The organism is Ottowia flava, assembly GCF_008017535.1.
GTDB lineage: Bacteria > Pseudomonadota > Gammaproteobacteria > Burkholderiales > Burkholderiaceae_C > Ottowia > Ottowia flava.
The window spans coordinates 167588-188170 of the sequence record NZ_VRUA01000002.1 but is presented as its reverse complement, the minus strand read 5'-3'; the positions used below and the strand labels follow the sequence as shown (position 1 = coordinate 188170).

21 protein-coding genes are annotated in these 20583 nt (G+C 59.7%); all 21 read left to right on the top strand.

All coding sequences use genetic code 11. From position 1 onward, the window contains the following. The first annotated feature begins 17 nt into the window (after positions 1-17). The 21 genes from gspG to FVQ98_RS02935 all read left to right on the top strand — a co-directional run bounded on the left by gspG (position 18) and on the right by FVQ98_RS02935 (position 20572). Positions 18-467, top strand: a complete 450-nt coding sequence (gene gspG, locus FVQ98_RS03040; RefSeq protein ID WP_147911950.1) for a type II secretion system major pseudopilin GspG — start codon at positions 18-20, stop codon at positions 465-467. A 30-nt stretch (positions 468-497) separates the two neighbouring features. Then, entirely contained in the window at positions 498-980 is a 483-nt protein-coding gene (locus tag FVQ98_RS03035) for a prepilin-type N-terminal cleavage/methylation domain-containing protein (RefSeq protein ID WP_147911949.1), read from the top strand. 41 nt (positions 981-1021) lie between these two features. Continuing rightward, positions 1022-1414: a prepilin-type N-terminal cleavage/methylation domain-containing protein gene (locus FVQ98_RS03030; protein WP_147911948.1), complete on the top strand. Its 393-nt coding sequence runs from the start codon at positions 1022-1024 to the stop codon at positions 1412-1414. Beyond that, positions 1387-2022, top strand: a complete 636-nt coding sequence (locus tag FVQ98_RS03025; RefSeq protein WP_147911947.1) for a prepilin-type N-terminal cleavage/methylation domain-containing protein — start codon at positions 1387-1389, stop codon at positions 2020-2022. Before FVQ98_RS03030 ends, FVQ98_RS03025 begins: the two co-directional genes overlap by 28 nt. 68 nt (positions 2023-2090) lie before the next feature. Beyond that, positions 2091-2927: a type II secretion system minor pseudopilin gene (locus FVQ98_RS03020; protein ID WP_255507622.1), complete on the top strand. Its 837-nt coding sequence runs from the start codon at positions 2091-2093 to the stop codon at positions 2925-2927. Continuing rightward, positions 2924-3934 carry a PilN domain-containing protein gene (locus tag FVQ98_RS03015; protein ID WP_147911945.1) on the top strand — a complete coding sequence of 337 codons (1011 nt, stop codon included), beginning with the start codon at positions 2924-2926 and terminating at the stop codon, positions 3932-3934. Before FVQ98_RS03020 ends, FVQ98_RS03015 begins: the two co-directional genes overlap by 4 nt. Beyond that, on the top strand, positions 3931-4536 hold the full coding sequence (gene gspM, locus FVQ98_RS03010) for a type II secretion system protein GspM (protein WP_147911944.1): 606 nt from the start codon (positions 3931-3933) through the stop codon (positions 4534-4536). The genes FVQ98_RS03015 and gspM overlap by 4 nt, the downstream gene beginning before the upstream one ends. A 771-nt stretch (positions 4537-5307) precedes the next feature. Further along, positions 5308-7683: a type II secretion system secretin GspD gene (gene gspD / locus FVQ98_RS03000; RefSeq protein ID WP_255507602.1), complete on the top strand. Its 2376-nt coding sequence runs from the start codon at positions 5308-5310 to the stop codon at positions 7681-7683. 37 nt (positions 7684-7720) lie between these two features. After that, positions 7721-8194: a hypothetical protein gene (locus FVQ98_RS02995; RefSeq protein ID WP_147911943.1), complete on the top strand. Its 474-nt coding sequence runs from the start codon at positions 7721-7723 to the stop codon at positions 8192-8194. 167 nt (positions 8195-8361) lie between these two features. Next, complete coding sequence (locus tag FVQ98_RS02990; protein WP_147911942.1) at positions 8362-9318, top strand: hypothetical protein; 957 nt, start codon at positions 8362-8364, stop codon at positions 9316-9318. A gap of 329 nt (positions 9319-9647) precedes the next feature. After that, positions 9648-10562: a VCBS repeat-containing protein gene (locus FVQ98_RS02985; RefSeq protein WP_147911941.1), complete on the top strand. Its 915-nt coding sequence runs from the start codon at positions 9648-9650 to the stop codon at positions 10560-10562. A gap of 3 nt (positions 10563-10565) precedes the next feature. Beyond that, entirely contained in the window at positions 10566-11588 is a 1023-nt protein-coding gene (locus FVQ98_RS02980) for a peptidyl-prolyl cis-trans isomerase (RefSeq protein ID WP_147911940.1), read from the top strand. Beyond that, positions 11585-12562, top strand: a complete 978-nt coding sequence (locus tag FVQ98_RS02975) for a glycosyltransferase family 2 protein (RefSeq protein WP_147911939.1) — start codon at positions 11585-11587, stop codon at positions 12560-12562. The genes FVQ98_RS02980 and FVQ98_RS02975 overlap by 4 nt, the downstream gene beginning before the upstream one ends. Positions 12563-12568: 6 nt before the next feature. Beyond that, a complete protein-coding gene (locus FVQ98_RS02970; RefSeq protein ID WP_255507601.1) occupies positions 12569-13795 on the top strand; it encodes a glycosyltransferase family 4 protein in 1227 nt (408 codons plus the stop codon). After that, positions 13783-14703 (top strand): NAD-dependent epimerase/dehydratase family protein, encoded by a 921-nt coding sequence (locus tag FVQ98_RS02965; protein ID WP_147911938.1) that lies wholly within the window; start codon positions 13783-13785, stop codon positions 14701-14703. The genes FVQ98_RS02970 and FVQ98_RS02965 overlap by 13 nt, the downstream gene beginning before the upstream one ends. Then, on the top strand, positions 14704-15528 hold the full coding sequence (locus tag FVQ98_RS02960; protein WP_147911937.1) for an ABC transporter permease: 825 nt from the start codon (positions 14704-14706) through the stop codon (positions 15526-15528). Positions 15529-15531: 3 nt separating this feature from the next. Further along, positions 15532-16818: an ABC transporter ATP-binding protein gene (locus tag FVQ98_RS02955; RefSeq protein ID WP_147911936.1), complete on the top strand. Its 1287-nt coding sequence runs from the start codon at positions 15532-15534 to the stop codon at positions 16816-16818. Continuing rightward, complete coding sequence (locus tag FVQ98_RS02950) at positions 16815-17855, top strand: class I SAM-dependent methyltransferase (RefSeq protein ID WP_147911935.1); 1041 nt, start codon at positions 16815-16817, stop codon at positions 17853-17855. Before FVQ98_RS02955 ends, FVQ98_RS02950 begins: the two co-directional genes overlap by 4 nt. Before the next feature lie 7 nt (positions 17856-17862). Further along, entirely contained in the window at positions 17863-18498 is a 636-nt protein-coding gene (locus FVQ98_RS02945; RefSeq protein WP_147911934.1) for an acyltransferase, read from the top strand. Next, complete coding sequence (locus FVQ98_RS02940; RefSeq protein ID WP_255507600.1) at positions 18491-19306, top strand: lytic transglycosylase domain-containing protein; 816 nt, start codon at positions 18491-18493, stop codon at positions 19304-19306. Before FVQ98_RS02945 ends, FVQ98_RS02940 begins: the two co-directional genes overlap by 8 nt. A gap of 153 nt (positions 19307-19459) precedes the next feature. Then, entirely contained in the window at positions 19460-20572 is a 1113-nt protein-coding gene (locus FVQ98_RS02935; protein WP_147911933.1) for a glycosyltransferase family 4 protein, read from the top strand. The last annotated feature ends 11 nt before the right edge of the window (positions 20573-20583 follow it).

Below are 20583 nucleotides of genomic sequence, written 5' to 3'. Positions count from 1 at the left end.
AGTTAAGGACTCTCCGAATGCAATTTCCCCTGAAACTTTCACGCGCGGCGCGCGTGCAACGCCCCAGCCGTGCCCGCGGCATGACCCTGATCGAATTGCTGGTGGTGCTGGTTATCCTGACCCTGGTGGCCGGCCTGATCGGGCCCAAGGTGCTGGACCAGTTGGGCGGCGCCAAGTCCAAGACCGCGGCGGTGCAGATCAAGGAGCTGGAGCAGTCGTTGGACCTGTTCAAACTGGACGTTGGCCGCTACCCCAGCGACGCTGAAGGTCTGCGCAGCCTGGTTGAACGGCCGGGCAGCGCCAATGGCTGGAACGGCCCCTACCTCAAGAAAGACCTGCCCAACGACCCGTGGGGCGGTGCTTACCAATACAAATTCCCGGGCCGCAACGGTGCGCCGGACGTGTTCAGCTTTGGCGGTGACGGCAAGGCAGGTGGCGAAGGCGAGAACGCCGATGTCCACAACTGATTCTGATCGCCTGCCTTTGCTCATTGTCCGATGACTCGCCCCCGACCGCTGCAGCGCCGCACCGCTGGCTTCACGCTGCTGGAGCTGCTGGTGGTGCTCGGCGTTGCTGCCATCGCGGTAGCGGTCGTTGGTGGTGGTGCGCAGGCGTACCTGGAGCGCGCGCGCTACCAAGCCGCGGTGCGGGATGTGACCAGTCAGCTCAAGCACGCGCGCGCCGTCAGCATCGACAAGGGTGAGCCGGTGGTGGTGACGTACCAGCCCCAATTGCACCGGCTCAGCGCGGGCGACGTGACCTTGGTGGAGCTTCCGCCCGCCCTGGAGGTGCGCTGGCAGCGCGTCGAGGGTGCGCCGGGCGTTGGCGCCAGTGGGGTTGAGCCGATCTTCGTGTTCAGCCCAGATGGGTTTGCACGCGGCGGTCAACTGGCGGTCATGCGGTCTGGCCGGGGCGTGCAGTTTGGCGTGAACTGGCTGCTGGGTACGGTGGAATCTGCTGCGGTGACAGGTGGCGCGTGAGCCCGGCAAGCCGTTGGGGCCGCGATGGTCGACCGCCAAGAATGGGTGGTCAGCGCGGATTCACCCTGCTCGAAGCCCTGGTCGCCATGGCAATTGCTGCAGTGGCCTTCACTGCGCTGTACCGGACGGTGGGGCAGAGCTCCAAGGTCGCACTGGACGTGGAGGCGCGCGTCGAGGCGGCGATGGTGGCACGGTCGGTGCTGGCCAGCGCCACGTTTGCCGAGGATCTGCAGGCGCTTCAGTCGGGTCAGCAGGGGCCTTGGCAATGGCGGGTTCAGGTGGCGCAGGAGAGCGTTCCCATAGCCAGCGTCATGGGCCCGCCAGTGGACGTGCCGCCTTTGCCCGCGGCCCGGGTCGTTGTGCAGGTGGGTCGCAATGGCGGTGGAACCTTGTTCGAGTTGACGGGATGGAAGCTCTACCGCACCGCCCCCTGAGCCGGCGGCATGCCCGGCCAGCAAGGGGATTCACCTTGCTGGAGTTGCTGATCGCGCTGGGCGTGACGGCGCTGGTGGTCGCGCTCGTCTTCACAGCGTTTGGCCTGATCGGGCGCACCGAGGAGCGCAACCAGGCCACGATGGACCGCGCCGAGCAGATGCTGGTGGTGTCGCAATGGCTCACGCGCAAGCTGGACGGGCTTCGGCCGCTTTCGATGGTGCAGGGGACCACGGTCACCCCTTTCTTTGCCGGGACCGAGGCCGGGGCGATGTGGGTCGCTCCATTGCCGGAGCGCGGGGAGGCCGGCGGCTTGCACGTGTTTCGCCTGGGGCCGTTGCGGCACTCGGATGGTGGCATTGATTTGCTGGTGGAGGCCTTGCCGTTCGATGGCGGGGCCATGGCTTTGGATTGGGGGCAAGCCTTGCGGCAAAACCTGATCACCGATGTGCGCAGTCTCCAGTGGTATTACCAGGATGGGGTCAGCGGCGAATGGGTCAGGCAGTGGTCGAGTGAGCAGGGGCGCTTCCCGGCCCGCGTGCGCGTGGTGATTGGTGACGCCAAAGGCGATTGGCCTGCGCTGATGTTTGCCCTGCCGGGGGCGCGATGAGGCAGGCTCGTCGTCAAAAGGGGGCTGCCCTCATCCTTGTGCTGTGGATGGTTGTTGGGTTGTCCCTGGTGGTGTTGGCGGGCGCTCAAAGCGCGCGTTTCTATACGCAAAGGGTGGGGCTGGAACTGGAGCGCACGCGCGTGGATACGGTGCTGGAATCCGCCACCGGGCTGGTGCTCAGCGCCCTGACGGCCGATAAGGAGTTGGCCAAGGGGTACCGCCGGCTTCTGGTGCCGGTCGGGGGTGCCGAAGTGGTCGTCGAGGTGGTGCCTACCGACGGTCTGGTGGACATCAATGTCGCGCCCCCTGCCATGTTGGAGGCCCTGTTTGCCCGTGTCGGAGGGTTAAGCCAGGGGGAGGCGACGGTGCTGGCCTCACGGGTGCACGACTTCATCGACCCTGATGACGAGCCGGGGGGCGTAGGCGGCGCCGAAATCGCGCAGTACCGGGCAGCAGGCTCGCCGATCCGGCCGCGCAATTCGGGCTTGGACGACCTCATTGAGCTCAAAGGGGTGCTGGGGATGACGCCAGAGCTCTATGCAATAATTTCGCCCTATTTGGGCATCAATGGGCAGCAAAAAATCGTGCTTGCTGCAGCGCCCCCGGCGTTGATCGACGCCATTTCTGGCCAGCCCGGTCTCGGCGCAAGCCTCCATGCCACGCCGCCGGAGATGCGTACGGGCGTCCTTCAACCGGGATTAATGACGGACATGTTCACGGCGGCTTCCAACGTTTCCAGCCAGACGCTTCGCCTTCGGGCGTACTTCCAGTCACAGCCCGGTCGCTGGTGGCAGCGTGAAGTGTGGGCGGATCTCAGCACCCGTCCAGGCGGAATGACCGCATGGACCACGCGTTCCATTGAGCCGGCCACACGTGTGGCAGATCCAGAGGTGGGGTACCCATGAGCGCGGCGTCAGGTGCATTGACGCGCGCACGCGCGTACTGGGATGGATTGGTCTGGGGGTTGACCGATCTGCGCCGCTGGCTCGGCACCAGAGGGCTCTGGCCGGAGGTCACCCGACTGGCATTGACGCCTCAGGGCGCGCGCTGGCGCATCACGGGGGACCGGCGGACAAGGGTAGAAGGTGGCGTGCCGGAAGCACTCTTGATTGGCGAGCCGGATGTGCTTTGGGGTGAATTTACCCTACCCGCTGTCGGCGCCGCTGCGTTGGAAGGCGCGGTATCGGAGGCCTTATGGCGTGTGTCGCCATTACCGCCGGACCAGGTGGTGATGGCTTGGCGCGCGCAGCCGGACGAATTGGGCGGCTGGCGTGTCGTCTGGGGTGTTTGCCCCGCGCGCGTTGTGGTGCAGGGGCTGGCCCAAGTTCAGCTGACCGACGATGCGCCTGTGTACCTCGTACAAGGCGATGAGCAGGCGTTGCTGGCGCGGGGCGCAGCAACGGCGCTGCAGCGTCGCCAGCAGCGCAGGTTGGACGGCTTGGCGATCGGCGGCCTGGTTTTGGTGGCATTGGCCTTGATGATTCCTTTGTCCGTGCCCTTGCTTTTGAAGCGCCAGGCGGTCGTCCGGAGCATGACGCACATGACCACCGTCGAGCCGATGGCGGCGCCGGTTCGGAAAAAGTTGGACGAATTGCATCAATTGGCCAAGCTGTCGGACGCGCTGACGGCCGAGCGCCAACTGAGCTTGCCTGTGGCGTCGGCGCTCAATCGCCTCGCCGAAAAACTTCCAGAGGACGCTTGGTTGGACCGTCTGGAGGCGAGTGACCGGCAGGTACGCATGATGGGTTTGGCCAGCAACGCCACGGATTTGATGACCCAACTGTCCAAGGTGCCTGAGTTCGCGGAACTGCGCACGACAGCCCCGACGGTTCGAGACGAAGGCCAAAGCCGGGAGCGATTCTCGTTCGAGTTCACTTGGCGTGATGCCGAGAGCGGAGCCCCCGCGAAATGATTTCACGCAATCGACATCAGCGCGGCTCATCGGATACCCACGCATTGCACCCTTGGACAAAGCGGGCAGTGTGGGCTGTGGCCGCATGCCTCCTTCTTGTGGTATTTGTGCTGGGCTGGCTGTACTGGGTCAACTGGTCGCGGTACAGCACCGCGCAAGAGCAACTGGAGTCCCGGATTTCCCGTCTGGATGGCATTCTCGCGGCAAGTGCAGATATTGATACGCGACTCAGTCAAGCGCGGGCGGCTGTCGGACCCTGGTTGCACAAGGGCGGTAGCGAGGGTCAAAACGCTGTCCTGCAGAGTCTGCGCGAGCTGGTCGTTGCCAGCGGCGCGACCCTGGTTTCTTCGCAGGCAGCGACGGTGCCGGCTGAGTCAGAGCAAAAGCTCCCCAAGGTGCGCGTCAGCGCCACGGTGGCCGGGGAATGGGCGCAACTGGTTCAATTGGGGCAGGCGCTGCAGGCGGAGCGCCCGCCCTACCTGGTGCATTCGCTCAACATTCAGCGCGAAGGGCAAGCATCCAACAAGGCGGCGCACCGGGCACGGCTGACCCTGCAGCTGGATGCGCCCATCGCTCAGGCTGTGGAGGAGGCGAAGCCATGAGGCGCGCAGGCACAGTGTTGCTGGTGGTAGGCGCGGCGGCCGTTGCCGTAGGGGTCGTTGGCTGGTGGGTCGGCCGAACCGGCTGGCAGCCGCCAGCGCCTGTCAAGCCGACCCTGCCTGAAATTGTGGCGGTCCAGGCCAGTCCGAATGCACTAGCCAAGCATGCGCTGCAAAGTCCATTGTTCTGGTCGACGCGAGCGCCGGTGGAGGCCGGAGAGGCTTCGGCGGAGCGCTCTGCGCCTGAATCTGAAATGGCGCAATTGCGCCTGATGGCCGTTTTGGAGTCCGGCGGGCAGCGGGTTGCTTTGCTTCAACGACCTGACCGGACTGTATTGAAGCTGGATTCTGCGCAGCCGGAGGGTGAATGGCGGCTGGAGTCTTTTGATGGGCTGGTAGCCGTGCTGGTATCGACCACCGGAGAGCGGATAGAGCGTGCGCTTGAGCGCACCAACGCGGCGCCGGTTGTGCAACCCGGGCAGAAAGATGCGGTCAGGGGCAGGTCAGCTCCCAGTGGCAGTGCCATGGGGCAGCGGCGGCCGGCAGCTGGCGCCGTCCCTGCGCCAGCGGTGACCGCGCCCCCCCCGGGGTCGGGTGGACTGCATCCAGTCAGGCCCTTGAATCCGTCCGCCAGCCCGTCTGGAGCAGCTTCTGCGCCTGGTGCAGTACCCGGCTCATCGGCGAGAACTTAAAACCTATATATAGATGATCGCAATGTCGCTTTTTCGACCATCACTGATCATGCTTTCGGTCCTTGCGGCCGGATGCGCGTCCGTGGATCGCACCACGTCGCTGGGCCAGGAAGTGCCGCAGGCCGCCGAGGTTTCGCCGGCGCACACGCTCCCGCAACCGGCATCCAGCCAGCGGGACGGCGGCACTGGCGCAAAACCTGCCCTGGACAGCGCCATCGGCCCTCGCGTATATCCTGGTACAGACAAACTGGTCAAGCCGTCCTTGGCGCCAAAGTCAGACCCTGTCCTGACGCAGGGCGATCGGGTATCGCTGAACTTTGAAAATGTGACGGTATCTGCGCTGGCATCGGCGTTGCTGGGTGACCTTCTGAAGGTGAGCTACACCATTGATGCCGGCGGTGATGCGGTGGTCAGTCTTAGAACACGCAAGCCATTGCCTAGAAAACAGGTGCTGGATGTTCTGGACACGGTGCTGTTGCCCCACGACTTGGCCATCGTGCGTGACGCTGCGGGGGTGTACCACGTCACCAAGCGTGCGGCCACGGTGGGCAGCCGCCCGCTGACGTCGGCGTCCCGCATGAAGGACATGGTGGGTGCCGGCACGGTCATCGTGCCGCTGGACTACATCGGCGCCGGCGAGATGGCCAAGATCCTCGGCCCGCTGGCCCCAAGAGAGGCCATCGTGTACGTCGACACGGTCCGCAATCTGCTTGTCTTGCAAGGCAGCAAGATCCAGCTGGAAGGCTGGCTGGAGATGGTGGACGCGTTTGACGTGGACTATCTCTCCGGGATGTCGCTAGGGGTATTTCCCCTCGAATACGCCAGCGTTGGCGTGGTCTACGAAACCTTGCAGACCATGCTGGCGCCCGACCAGGCGTCGGCCGGTGCTGCCGCTTTTGGTGGAGGTGCAAGCCCCTCCAGCGGAGGCGCTCCCGGTGCGACGCGCCCAGGAGCGCCGGGGCCCGCAGCGGGAAGCGGTGGGGCGGGTGGCCCTCTCGCCGGGCTGGTTCGCCTGTTTCCGGTAGAGCGGCTCAACGCACTCGTGGTGGTGACGCCGCGAAGCCAGATGTTGTCTCAGGTGGAAACCTGGATACGGCGGCTGGACCAACCCACGGATGGCCTGGAGGCGGGGCTGTTTGTCTATCCCGTCCAGAATGGCTCTGCGGTCCGAATGGCGGAGCTGCTGAACGGCTTGTTCGGTGGATCGTCGGGTGGCCGCGCCGGCGTGGCCGGCGGCACTGCGCCCAGCCAGTTCGGTGGAGGAGGCGTGTTGGGGACGGGCGGGAACCGGTTCGGCTCGTCCGGCTCAGCTTCCGGGCGCTCCGGCCTGACTGGTTTGGGCGGCTCGCTTGGCGGCGGTATGGGCGGTGGCATTGGCGGAACGGCCTTGGGCACCTCCAACACCAGCCCGGTAGGCGGTCTGGGTGGAGGTTTGACGGGCTATGGCGGAGCAGTCGGGGGCGGTTTGGGCGGCGCTGGCGCAGGCCCGCAAACGACCGTCAGTGACCTGGAGGGAAATGTTCGGGTGGTTGCTGACGAAGCCCGCAACGCGTTGCTGATCCGCGCGCCGCGCACGGAATACCGCCGGATCGAGCGCGCGTTGCGCGAGCTGGACAAGGCGCCTACTCAGGTGCTGATCGAAGCCAGCATTGTCGAGATCAATTTGACCGGCGCGCTGGAGTACGGCGTCGAGTGGGCGCTGAACAACGGTTTGGGCGGTGGGCGGCGAGGCCGTGCGATGCTCAACATGAACTCGTTGGACAGCAACGGCAATGTCGTGGGCATTGGGCCGAGAACCCCGGGCTTTTCCTACTCGGTGGTCAACAATGCCGGGGCCATTACCGCCACCATCAACGCGTTGGCGCAAAAGTCGCAAGTCAAGGTCCTTTCAAATCCCTCGCTGTTGGTGCTCGACAACCACAATGCGACGATCCAGGTGGGGGACCAACAGCCGATCAGCTCCGGGGGATCGACGGTCACCAACGGCGTCGTCATCTCGGACGGCTTCACCTACAAAGACACCGGTGTGATGCTGTCGGTTACGCCATCGGTGAACTCAGGCGGCCTGATCACGCTGGCCATCCAGCAGAACGTGACCGATGTCGGTGAGCAGGACACGGTCACCAAGCAACGTAAGTTCATGACCCGTCAAATCCAGAGCAAAGTCGCCGTGCGCTCAGGTGAAACCATCGTGCTGGGGGGGATGATTCGCGAAAACGAGGCCAGCGGGCGTGCTGGCGTGCCATTGCTGAGCGATGTACCGCTACTCGGTGCGCTGTTCTCGACGACCAGCAACACCAAGAACCGCACCGAGCTGATGGTTCTTTTGACGCCCCGCGCGCTCGAAAACGATGATCAGGTGCGAGCGGCAAGTGTCGAGATGCGTCAGCGTATCCGGTCCCTCAGTCTTCAAGATCCGTTGAACCCTGCCACTCCCGCCGGATCAGAGCCCCGTTGAGGATGACGTCTGTTTTTATGATTTCGAAGGTTGGTCTATGAACGGTATCAAATTTATAGCGCGTCGCGCAGCTCTGGCTTCGGCGCTGGGCATTTTTTCTATCGGTCTGTGGGGTTGCGCTAGTTCGCCATCCGGCGCGGGCGCTGCGGCTGCGGCGCCGGCCAAGGCAGACGCCTCCCCTGAGGCGTTGTTGAAGCGTGCCCAGGCGTATTGGGGTCTCGTTCGCGCCAATGACAACGTTGGTGCTTGGGCGTACGAGGCTCAGTCAAGGGCGCCCAACGCATCGCTGGAGGCCTACCTCAAAAAAGGCGGCATCACCTACAGCAGCGTTAACGTCACGGGGGTGAAGTCCATCGAGGGCGACACAGGCATGGTCGATGTAACGATGAAGTATTCGCTCCCGCTGTTGAGGGTGCGCGACAGGGATCTTCGTACCGAAGACCAATGGAAGCTGATCGAAGGCGTCTGGTACCATTCGCCACCTAAGAGTGGTTTGTTTCCTACGAAGTGATTGTCTCTTGGGAGCAACATCTGAGGCGAGCGCTAAGATGTTGGTCGAGATTTGCTTGCTTAACAGTTAGGCGCCAATTAAGATGACTGCAACCCAAACGGAGTGACGGATGGGCTGTGGTACCCACTCAGTGGGGCGCTTCTTTAAATTTTCTGAGGACCTTAGAGATGAAAAAACTTGCAATGACCGCTGTTGCGGCTGCGGCAGTGCTGGGGGCTGGTACAGCTCATGCTTACGTGTCGGGTACGTTCTCCAACGGGTTTGTCGTGCCGAACGTGATCAAGGAAGCCAATGGTGGTACCACCACTGTCGGTCTGATGAACAACTCGGAGAGCTCGATTCCGGTTTACTGGACGTTCCACAACCAAGAGTCTGGCCACGTGGCTGACGGTTGTTTTGTGATGACGGCCAAGGACTACGAGCCCTTCGTGTGGGCTGACCGTGCCGGCACGGGCATGGATGGCTACCGCGGCTATCTGGTGTTTGCTGTGGGCACCACCGCCACTGGTGCAGGTGCGCCGCCTCTGTGTGGTACTGCCGACGCTGCCGCCACCCTGGCTGCTAGCGGCCCGATTCTGGCGGGTAGCGCCTTCTATGTGGATCCCGTCAACAAGGACGTGGCTTTCACGCCCGTCATCGATGGTCCGCTGACAATCCCTGCTGGCAACAACCTGACGACTCTGGGCCCTGATAGCGTTACCGCCGTTGGTGGTGCAGCTTCGCTGACCACGGCTAACAATCAGACTTTCGCGATGCGTTATTTCGTTGATGGCGCTCCGGGCGGCAACGATACCGCGATTGTGGTTTGGTCGACGGGTGATCAGCGCGGTACTTACACGGTCAACATGTTTGACAACGCACAGAACCGCCGTTCGGTGAACTTCCAACTGGACCACGCTGAGTTGGACTGGTTCAATCCTGAAACCATTGCTGGCCGTCCTTCCACCTTCGTGGATGGCTTCATTTCCTGGATGCCGAAGGCAGCTGCTGTGAGTGGCATTCCTTCTGGCGTGACTAGAACACACATTACCGCTCGTAACACTTCGGTGTTTACGTACAGCGTGATCTCCGCGCCTGCCTTCGGTGCGGTGCAGACCGTTCTGGGTGCTCACACCATCCGGTAATGGGTTGAGATCCTGAGGTTGGCCTGTATGGGCCAGCCTTCAGCACAACCTGGCGCTTCGGCTACGTTAGAATAACGATTTGCCGAAGTGTCTTAAAAGCGCCGGTAGGCGCTTTTTTTGTTTTCCGTCTTTTTCTGGCGTTGGTTGGAGTGCTCATGAGAGGTTCGCGGGTCCGGTTGATGTCTTTTGTTGGCGCAATGCTCGCCATTTTGTCCGGATGTCAGTCTGGCGCACCTGTTTCGCTTCATGAGCCGCAGCGTCCGAACTCGCAAGGCGAAGCGCGGGTCACATTCCCGGCACCCCTGGCGTGGGGAGGTGAGGCGCGATGCATGGCCGATGGGTGCAAAATCGTGCTGGTCGAGCATGAAAGTGGCCACGCTGTTTTGCACCAGGTAGAGAGCACCCGTGTCATCGAACTGGACCGGAAGCAGGTTCAGTACCACCCGGATTCGGCCAAGTGGCTTACAGACAACTGGGCGGTTGCTGCTGTTGAGCGAGGTCAGTCCTTGGACATTTTTTCGGTGAATCAAGGGCGTCTGACGCCTCATGCGCAGTTGCTCGTTCCCTTTGCGCCCCGTGATGTGGTTGTGCTGTCTCGCGAAAGCAACCGTGTGACTCTTATGGCGACCCCATACAAAGGGCGTGAGGTTTCCATCGTGGAGTGGACGTTGGGCGCGAAGGATGCCAGCGTCAAGAACGTGCCCTGGTGCGACACCCCATGGCACCCCGCACTTGTGGATCGTGCGCCAGGTGGACGCGGCCAAGGTGCAGTTGCGGCCTGTTTGGACGGCAAGAAGCTCATGTATGTCAGCGCCAAAGACTGGGCGGCCGCACCGGAGGAGTTGATGCATTTCGACGTTGTGGCGCGCCAAGCGCGCCCCTCGCCCAGTGGCAAGTGGGTTTACGTGGCGCTAGAGATGGGAGGCCGTAACGTTCGTCTCGACATGGACACAGGTGCCGTGCAGTACCTTCAGGGCGACCCCGCCGGAACCGTTTCAGTGGCGCCATTGGCGGATGATTTGGTGGTTTGGGGGGCTGCCAGCGCCTTATACCTCCAGCGCTTGGATAGCGCGGGCAATGTGCTTGAAACTCGAACGCTTGCTACAAGTGGCTTTCCGACCGAGTTGCAGGTAATTGATGTGAACGGTGATGGGGAGCGCGACCTTCTCGTCCTGAACTCCGCTGGTGACAGAGCGGACTTGTATCGCGGTCCCATCTGGGAACGTGCTTCGGAGAAGAAGTAGACCATGAAGAAGGTGTTAAACGCGGTGTTTGGTCATACCCGATTTGTTTTGGCGGGTGTGGTTCTTAGTGTTTGTGCTGTGCATGCGGTGGCCGAAACCCCTCCCTTGGCAACGTTGGCAAACGGCGAAACCATTACAGAGGCGGATTTCGGCGCGTACCTCAATCGCCGCGTTGACCTGAAGCCGTTGGTCAGGAATTTTTGGGGCGCCGAAAACGCGCTACGCGAGATGGTGATGACACGCATGCTTGTGCTGGAAGGTCAGCGCATCAAGGTGCCTGTGCGTAGCTCGGAAAAGGCGGAGCGCTTCGACGACATTTATGCGCATGCCGTCTACCAACAATTGGCAGAGACATGCGTCAAGCCGAGCGACGAGGTCGCTGCGCGCCGCTTTTACGACAAAAACCCTGAGGCATTCACCGCCCCGGCTAGCGCTCGCCTCGCACGCGTGATGCTACCCGCGTCTGAAAAAGTAGCTGGCTCTTCAGCAATGGGGTGGTTGATGGACCAGGCGCAGGAAGTGGTGAAAAGTGCGAAGAGCTTTGAGCAGGTAGCCCAGGACGCAGAGAAGATATACAAGATGGAGGTTCAGGGCGATCTGGGCTGGGTAAACCTGACTGGTGACCTGGCGATTATGCGAGCGTTAGCCGGCGCGAAGAAGGGTGAAATAGTGGGGCCGGTGCGCGACGGTGACTTTGCGTATCTGTTCCTGATCGGTGACGTGAGACCATCATACTTGATGAAGTGGGACGACGTGAAAACGTCGGCAGCCAATCGGCAGTTGTCGTTTTGTAGAGAAAAGGCCAATAAATCTCTGAGTGAGAAGCTAACCAAACAGTACGGTGCGGCCATCAATACCGATGCAATAAAAGCCTTGTTTAAGATTCCTCCAAGTCGGACGCCCGCATCGGCGTCCCCCCCAGCTAATTCGCCTGCCAAGAACAGCAAGTTTGATGGGAAAGGCAAGTCGGGATCAATCGCATCTGCGGTATCCAATCGTTTGGATCAGGCGGGTCATCATCTATGACCCGGGTTTGTGCATCGGTTCTCATCCCAGTCAAGAACGGCGGCGAGTTGTTGGGTGAGGTGCTAGATGCAGTACGCGCTCAGAAAACTCCGTGGCCATTTGAAATATTGGTGGTTGACTCAGGTTCGACCGATGGTTCGATTGAGTTGGCGACAACGCGGGGCGCAAGCGTCATCAGTATTTTGCCGAAAGACTTTCGCCATGGAAAAACTCGAAATTTGCTCGCTCAGCATTCGAAAGGAGAGTTTCTTGTATTTTTGACGCAGGATGCAAAACCCGCGTCAGATCACTGGTTGGTAAGCCTTGTCGACGGATGCAATACCGATGCGGCAGTGGCTGGGGCGTTTGGTCCACATCGTGCTCATTTGCACGCGCGACACATTACGCACCGAGAGCTGGATGAGCATTTTGCAGGATTTGGCTCGACGTTAACATTTAGTCGGCTTGAGGATAGAGAGCGATTCGATAGTGATCCTGGATATCGACAATATCTACATTTTTTTTCCAGCAACAATTCTTGCATTAGACGATCCGTTTGGGAAAAAATGCCGCTGCCTGATGTTGAGTTTGCCGAAGATCAGACTTGGGCGCTTGAGGCGATTAAAGCCGGTTACACTAAGGCATTCGTTCCGGAGGCGATGGTTTTCCACTCCCATGACTTTGGCGTGTGGGAGACATTTCAGAGGAACTTTGACGAGGCCCGCTCATTCAAGCGCTATTTCGGTTACGACCTTCAAGATGGTGTAGTGTCCACTATTCGTTCAGCGGCGATGCTTGGGCGAAGAGACTACATTTGGCTTCGGGAGGCTGGCCTGAGCGGCTGGCGCTTGACCAAAAATACCATATACATGGTGTGCATCGAAGGGGCTCGGACACTTGGGCAGTTAATGGGTACAAATCATCTGTCATTACCGGATTGGCTTCAGAAGATCGTCTCGCGAGATCAGCAGATCCAGCAAAGAGGCGCCGCATAAATATACATGTTGAACTCTCTCATATATCGCGCCCGCCAAGTTCGGGACTTGATCCGGCGTGATGGTGTTGCATCAACAGCGAAAATGATTGTGCAACGGGTTCGTTTTGGGCCTGGTCAATGGCCGCGAGCGGATATCTTTGCCCACTTCGATTTTGTGTCGAATGCTTCCCCGTTGGCCGTCCGTGGATCAGCGGAGCTCGGGTCGCTGTTATGGGTCATACCTGACTTTAGTATCGGATCTGGTGGTCATTTAAACATATTTCGGACGATATTTCATCTGGAATCGATGGGCTATCAGTCGACTATTTTAATCGTCGGCCCTACCGTTCACTTGGATGCTGTTTCTGCGAGGCGAGACATCGCTGACCATTTTTTTCCACTGAAAGCAGATGTGGTTATTGAGGGTGGGGATTTGCCGGCCGCTGAGTTTGCTGTGGCGACGGGGTGGCAGACCGCCTATTTTGTTCGAAGATTTCCGTCATCACTCAAAAAAATCTATTTCGCACAGGATTTTGAACCCTATTTTTATCCAATGGGTAGCGAATATATTTTTGCGGAAAATACTTACCATTTTGGTTTTTTTGGAATCGCTGCGGGTGACTGGCTAGCAGAACGGTTGGAACGCGATTACGGAATGAAGACACGCGCTGTCGGATTTGGCGTCGAGCATGATCGCTACCGCCCCCTTCCTCGGCGCGAGCCACATATTAAGCGAGTTTTCTTCTATGCACGGCCGCCAACGCCCCGCCGTGCGTTTGAACTGGGCTTGTTGGTGCTGGATGCGGTTCATCGTGCACTGCCATCGGTAGAATTCGTTTTGGCGGGGTGGAACACCGCCGATTACCGAATTCCTTTTCCGCATCTCGACTGCGGGACAGTAGGATTGGACGAGCTGCCGGATCTATATGCACAATGTGATGTCGCGTTGGTGCTCTCGTTAACCAACCTTTCTCTGTTGCCACTTGAGTTGATGGGTTGCGGATGCGCGGTAGTTTCAAATACAGGAGCGAATGTGGAGTGGCTCCTCTCAGAAGAGATAGCTGTGCTGACTGAGCCGACGCCGGAAGCGTTGAGTCGAGCAGTTTGCGAGCTGCTTGAGAACGACGAACGGCGCATGGCGCTAATTGCTCGCGCGGAGGCTTTTGCCAAGACACAACATTGGAGCAATGTGGCAGTGGCGTTTGAGGCAGGGCTCCAAAGCGCCAGAGAGACGAGTCTGTGCGCTGCGTGATCTTGGGTGGGCGGGGCTTTCTGGGTCGTCACGTTGGGCGCGCCTTGTCAAGCGAGGGCCACGAGGTATGGTCTGTTGACCGCGAATCCGAGTCGATTACAGACCCACTGCCATGGGTCCACGGTGAGGTGCGTTGTGCTTATGTGGATATCGGGCGGTGGCTTGAAAAGACAGGTCATCCGGATTGTGTGGTACATCTTGCGTCGTCCACCGTTCCATCAACCGCCAGTGAAAGCCCTATTTGCGACGTTAACTCCAATCTGATCGGTACCCTACATCTCTTAGACGGGCTCAGAGACCTATCTGTAAAACCGCGTGTGCTGTTCGCTTCGTCCGGTGGGGCTGTATACGGGCGCCCGCAGGCTACTCCGATTGTAGAGACACATCCTACCGTTCCATTGGGTGCGTATGGGGTCACCAAGTTGGCAACGGAGCATTATTTCAGGGTAGAGGAAGCGTTGAATGGTTTGCCTGTTCGCATACTTCGTTTGAGCAACCCTTATGGAGAGTGGCAGCAACCAAGAGGTATACAAGGGGTTGTGTCGGCCTTCGCTTTCAAGGCCTTGCACCGGCAGCCAGTGGATGTATGGGGCGATGGTTCAGTGATTCGTGACTTCTTATATGCGGAAGATGTGGGCAGAGCATTTGCAGCGGCGGCAACGCATGAAGGGGGAGCTCGCGTGTTCAATATCGGCAGTGGGGAGGGCATCAGTGTCAATGAGGTCCTAGAAGCCTTGGAGCGGGTGCTTGGGCACGAGATCAAGCGCGATAACCTTCCCGGACGACCGTTCGATCCACCTGTGAACATACTGGATATCTCGTTGGCCGGAAAAGAGCTCAGTTGGAAGCCAGAAGTATCATTTGACGATGGGTTGCACCGTCTGATTAACTGGCTAAGGACAGTTTAGATGTCGCGCGCAGCAACGCAACAACCTACTAGGGCTGTGACTTTCAGGGCGAGATCGCGCCAGCGGCTGGTATTGTGGCGTTATTGGTTGGCGCGGGAATTTAAGACCCGCTACGCCGGATCTGTGCTGGGGCTTGCCTGGGCCTTTGTTCAGCCTCTGGCTACATTGGCCATTTTTTACGTGCTTTTCGGTCAAATTCTGGCCGTCAGAGTGCCGGGCATCGATGCGGATCAAGGGTATCTGCTTCATTTGTTGGCGGGCTTGGCTGTCTGGCTGCCCTTTGTCGATGCAATTGGCCGTGGTGTAGGCAGTTTGGTGGCCTACGAAGACTTCCTGCGCAAGCAACCGATACCCGCCGAAATTCTTCCCGCCGTATCAGTAGGCAGCAGCTTGCTTGCTATGGGAATCGGTTATGCGTTGCTGTTGGTGCTATGCGTAACCCAGGGCATTGGGCCGCGAGCTAGTTGGGTCTGGATCCCTTTACTGGTACTTTCACAGGTCGTCATGACGCTCGGGTTGACCTTGCTACTTTCGATGGCGCATTTCCTATGGCGAGATGTGGGTTCATTTGTCGCGTTTGGGTTGCAACTCTGGTTTTATCTAACGCCTATTCTGTATCCGCTTGCGCAGGTGCCGGAGCGATTCCACAATTGGTTTTTGTTCAACCCTGTGGCCTGTCTGGCGCTGGCGGTACAGAACGCTATCTTGGGTATAGCGGTGCCTGCTGGAACCATGTGGGCACTTTTCGGCTGGACTGTGTTTCTGGGTATCGGGGGATGGTGGTTTTTCCGCTCGATGAAGTCCGCGCTTGGTGAGGCACTTTGATTCATGGGTTTGAGTTTTCATGGGGTTGAAAAATCCTATGCGGTTTATGATCGGCCGCAAGATCGACTGTGGGAATGGGTGCTTCGTCAGCGGCGCCATCGCATGCATGTCGCGCTGACTGGCGTCGAATTTGCGGTCCAACCTGGAGAAACGTTCGGACTGGTTGGTGAGAATGGCGCGGGAAAGAGCACACTGCTGAAGATTGCTGCGGGGACCATACGACCGACCAAAGGTGAGGTCCGGCGCGATGGGCGGATCGCAGCGCTTCTGGAGTTGGGCGCAGGCTTTCACCCAGAGGAGTCAGGTTATGACAATATGCGTTTCATGGCAGCTTTGCACGGGTTGGAAGGCGATGCCATGTCGGCATTCGTGGAGAGCGCCGTTACGTTTTCAGAGCTATCGGATGAATCGCTTAAGCGCCCGGTCAAAACCTATTCTTCAGGTATGTTTATGCGTTTGGCGTTTGCCGGTGCTACGGCGGTCGAACCACAGATTCTGATTGTCGATGAAGCATTGTCCGTAGGGGACATGCATTTTCAGAAAAAAAGCCTCGACCGCATCCTGGCGTTGCGGGATCGGGGTGCGACCATTCTTTTTTGCTCGCACAATCTATATCAAGTTCGCAGCCTTTGTCAGAGGGCTGCTTGGATCCATGGTGGCTTGGTCCAGGAGATGGGCCCGACCGAAGGCGTGGTGACAGCCTACGAGGCGCACGAGCGGCGCCGATATATCCATTTGCGGCAGGATGTGCCTCCGGTCCCGTCAACAGAGAGCGAGGGCGCGGCCCATATCGGATCTGAAGTCATTCAAGGTGGTGTCCCGCTGGTGAAATTCCTGAGCTTGAAGACAGAGACTGCCGAGGGCGTAAACATGTCGCAACTCGAATCGTTCGAGGACATGTCGGTCGAAATCGAGGTTGAGTCGTATACGTCAGATCCATTCCATGTCGCGCTGGCTATCGTTCGACCTGACAAGGACAACGTTTTCGGGACTGGCACGCAGATGCGTGCCGACAAGCAAGTCTTATCTGGTGTAGGCAGGCATATCGTACGTGTTCGTTTTCCAGCGATTGCTTTGCTTTCAGGCAAATACCTTTGGAGCGTCTATGTGCTCGACGACTCTGGCTTCCAGGTCATCGATATGGCCGAGTTGATACAGCCGTTCACGGTCCTGAATCGAACGCGTCAGGAATTTGGCTTGGTAATGTTGGACCATGAATGGTTGTCACCGCCTCTTGGCGTAAACAATTCTCATGTCAGCAGCCCCGTCGACCAGGGAGGCAGGATTTGACCACACCCGAACGGTACAACTACGCGTTCGACCCCGATGGCGAGGACTGGCCTGCGAGGTTACTGAGGCAGGTGCCCCCCGGTGCCTCGATCCTCGAGTTGGGGCCCGGACCCGGTGCGATGACAAATGTGATGATGGAGCGGGGCCACGCGGTGACCGTGGTCGAGAACGATCCGCACGCGGTTGCTGCTTTGAAGTCGCGCGGTGTCGAGATCATTGAAGCCGACCTGAACGCGTTGGACTGGCGAGAGCAATTGCACGGACGCACGTTCGGGGCATTGCTGGCATGTGACGTTCTTGAGCACCTGCATGATCCCGCTGCTACCTTGCTCGCGCTGCGGGACCTGGCAGAGCCAGCGGCGCGACTGGTCATATCGATGCCGAACGTGGCCTATGCGGGGCTTGTCGCAGGGCTTCGCTTGGGGATGTTTGAGTACGCGGACACGGGGCTGCTCGATCGCACCCACATGCGTTTCTTCACGCGCAGCAGCTTGGGCAGATTATTGATGACGACGGGCTGGGCCTCTGAGCATTGGGAAGGCCTTCACCTTCCGGTTGAGGCGAGCGAATTTGTCTGGGCCTGGCAGCAGCTTGACGAGGCGTCCCGCCAGGCGCTGGTCTCTGGGTGGCCGGAATTCGATGTGTACGAGTGGATGACAGTGGCTACACCACAGGCTGATGCGTCCACCGCACGCATCAGGTCCGCTGACGAAGACATCCTAAGGCTTCGCAAAGCGCTCCAAGCGCTCACGTTGCGCCACCAGAGTGAATACGATTCACTTGTCGAACATCAAAAGGCCTTTTCAGAGGCGAAGATTGAGATCGAACGTCTCGGGGTGGAGGTGGAAAACAAGGTGGCTGCGATCGAGTCACTGAAGGAGCAGGAACGCACGGCCAGGTCGGAAGTGCTTGAGCGCGAGCAGCAGGTATCCGCTCAAGATGCTGAAATTCAACGCCTCCACGATGAGTTGGAGTGGTTGAAGACCCAAGGTTGGCCAGGGCGTTTGCGCCGCCTGCTTCAAGCGCTGAGGTCGTGAGGAAACGATGTCCGGGTTGATCGGGGTGCCAGACTTCACGGACTCTCACCTCGGCGTGGATATGCTGGGAGAGGATTGCCGAGTTGACCCATCGGTGGCCGTGATGCGATGGGGGCGTAGGACCGATGTGGTTTGCCTGGCCAATCGGGTCAGCCTCTACGCTTACACACGGCTTGTGCTGGGAGATGTCGACATCGCTCCTTGCGTCGGTATTCACATTGGATCAGGAACGATCGTGAATGTTGGCGCTTACCTCTCAGGCGAAGGGGGGTTGACGATTGGCTCAGACGTCCTGATCGGGGCGCATGCGAAGCTGCTTTCCGCCGGACACGAAATCGACGGTGGCGATGAGATCATCGCGCGCAATCGCATTACACGCTCAAGGATCGTGATCGAAGATGGAGCTTGGATCGGTGCAGGGGCGATCGTCCTGGAGGGCGTTCGCGTTGGCCGCGGTGCGGTGGTCGCGGCTGGCGCAGTGTTGCGCTCCGATGTGCCTGACGGCATGATTGCTGCGGGCGTTCCTGCTCGGGTCGTGCGCGCCCGCCGACGCGCTGGCGAGCCTGAGCATGGAGAGCAGCGCGACGTGGCGATTGCTGCAAAGACGCTACCGTTTTGGCATAGGTGGATTCGTCGTGGCTAACATTCCTTTGGATCGGGGCGCAGATCCAACCAGTTGGTTGGTGAAAACGCAGAGGTGTCGCGCTCTGGATCTCGTTCTGATCTCGATCCATGGGTGCTTGCTGGTGCTGGGCATCGCCTTGCATTCGACCGTCTATGGTGGAGAAACTTGGGAATTCGTAGATGGCGATGGTGTAGTGCACATGGGCAATGCACCGCTGGGCGATGATTCTGGTTCAGTTCACACTGAACCTACAGATATCGTCAAGCAATCGGCGGCAAGAGAACTTCGCTTGATCAATCGGACATGGCCCCTGCGCTATTCCGCATGGGAGCCGGTTGGCTCTGTCGCGCCGAGGTCAGCAGCAGGTTCTGGTATGGGTGTCCGTGGCGCTTCAAAACTTCCGCAGGGCTTCCATGATGTAAAGGCCTATCTCGATGCGGCAGCCCAGTCGCACGCGGTTGACCCAGCTTTGTTGTACTCCGTGGCCGCCGCCGAGTCGGCTTTCAATGCGGATGCGGTATCCCACAAGGGGGCGCTGGGGTTGATGCAGATCATGCCTGCAACGGCTGCGCGCTACGGGGTCACGGGCTACTCGTTGGACACTGGCCGCCACAACGTGCTGGAACCGCATGTAAATGCGCAGGTCGGAAGCCGATACCTCGCAGATCTCTTGCGCCGGTACAGTGGCGATCCATCCTTGGCCATCGCAGCCTATAACGCGGGCGAAGGCGCTGTGGCCAAATACGGCAACAGGATTCCGCCATATCCTGAAACGCAGAGGTACGTGGAACGCGTGATGGGTTTTTACCGATCATTCAAGCAGTAGAGGCGGCGCTTTCCAGTTCCGCATTGGTTGGATAGCGCCGTGAGTCAGACTGGACGCGGGGCAAGGCTGCGGACAACTGGCGAGCGGGTACGATCACAGTATTTCAAACACGATGCCGCCTAAGCAGCAAACAATCCACGAACAAGGCGTTTTGTGATCGCACTGAGCGTATTGGCATTTCTCGTCGCGCTCGTCGTGGGGGCCGTGATTATCCGTTGGGCCCGAAAGCATGCAGCGGCATACGACCACAATCTCCCTCAGCGCTTTCACTTCGGGGACGTGCCTCGAATCGGCGGCGTAGCCGTATTGTGCGGTGCGGTCGCTGCATGGGTACTTGGCTATTTGCAGACACGGCTGTGGGGGAACCCAGCCTCCCTGAATCTGCACGGTTGGGTCTGGGGCTGGTTGCTGGTGATGCTGCCGGCGGTGCTGGGCGGTGTGATCGAGGACATGACGCAGCGGCTGTCGGTGCGCTACCGCCTCGCACTGACCACGGCCTCCGGTTTGCTGGCCGTGCTTTGGCTGGGCTTGTCTGTGTCGACGACCGCGATCCCGGGTTTCGATACTTTGCTGGCCATGGCGCCCTGGATTGGCGGCGCCATCGCGCTAATGGCGATAGCCGGGCTGCCCCACGCATTCAACATCATTGACGGTTACAACGGTCTGGCGGGCATGGTTGCGCTGATCGTCTGCCTGGCGCTGGCACATGTGGCGTTGCAGGTGGGAGACAGGGCACTGGCCGCTGTGCTGATTTCAACGGCCGCTGCCACTGGTGGCTTTCTGGTGTGGAACTACCCGCGCGGCATGATTTTCTCTGGCGATGGCGGCGCTTACATCTGGGGCCTGGTAATCGGGCTGGCCAGCCTCACGCTTGTCCAGCGCCATCCTGTAGTCTCGCCATGGTTCCCGATGCTTTTGCTGATCTACCCCGTGTGGGAAACGCTGTTCAGCATCTACCGTAAGCTCGGCCGCGGCGTATCCCCCGGGGTGGCGGACGCCTTGCACTTCCACCAGTTGATCTACCGCCGCATCGTGCGCGAGGTGTTCGACGACGACGAATCCCGCCGCATGCTGATGCGCAATAACCGCACGTCGCCCTACCTTTGGGCCTTTACCTTGTTGACGGTAGTGCCCGCCATCCTGTTCTGGAACAACACCGCGGTGCTGGTAGGGTTCTGTCTCCTGTTCGTCGTCTCCTACGTTCTGGCCTACATCGCGATCATCCGCTTCAAAGTGCCTAGGGTGTTTCGCAATTCGCGCTGGTAGCACTACCCTAT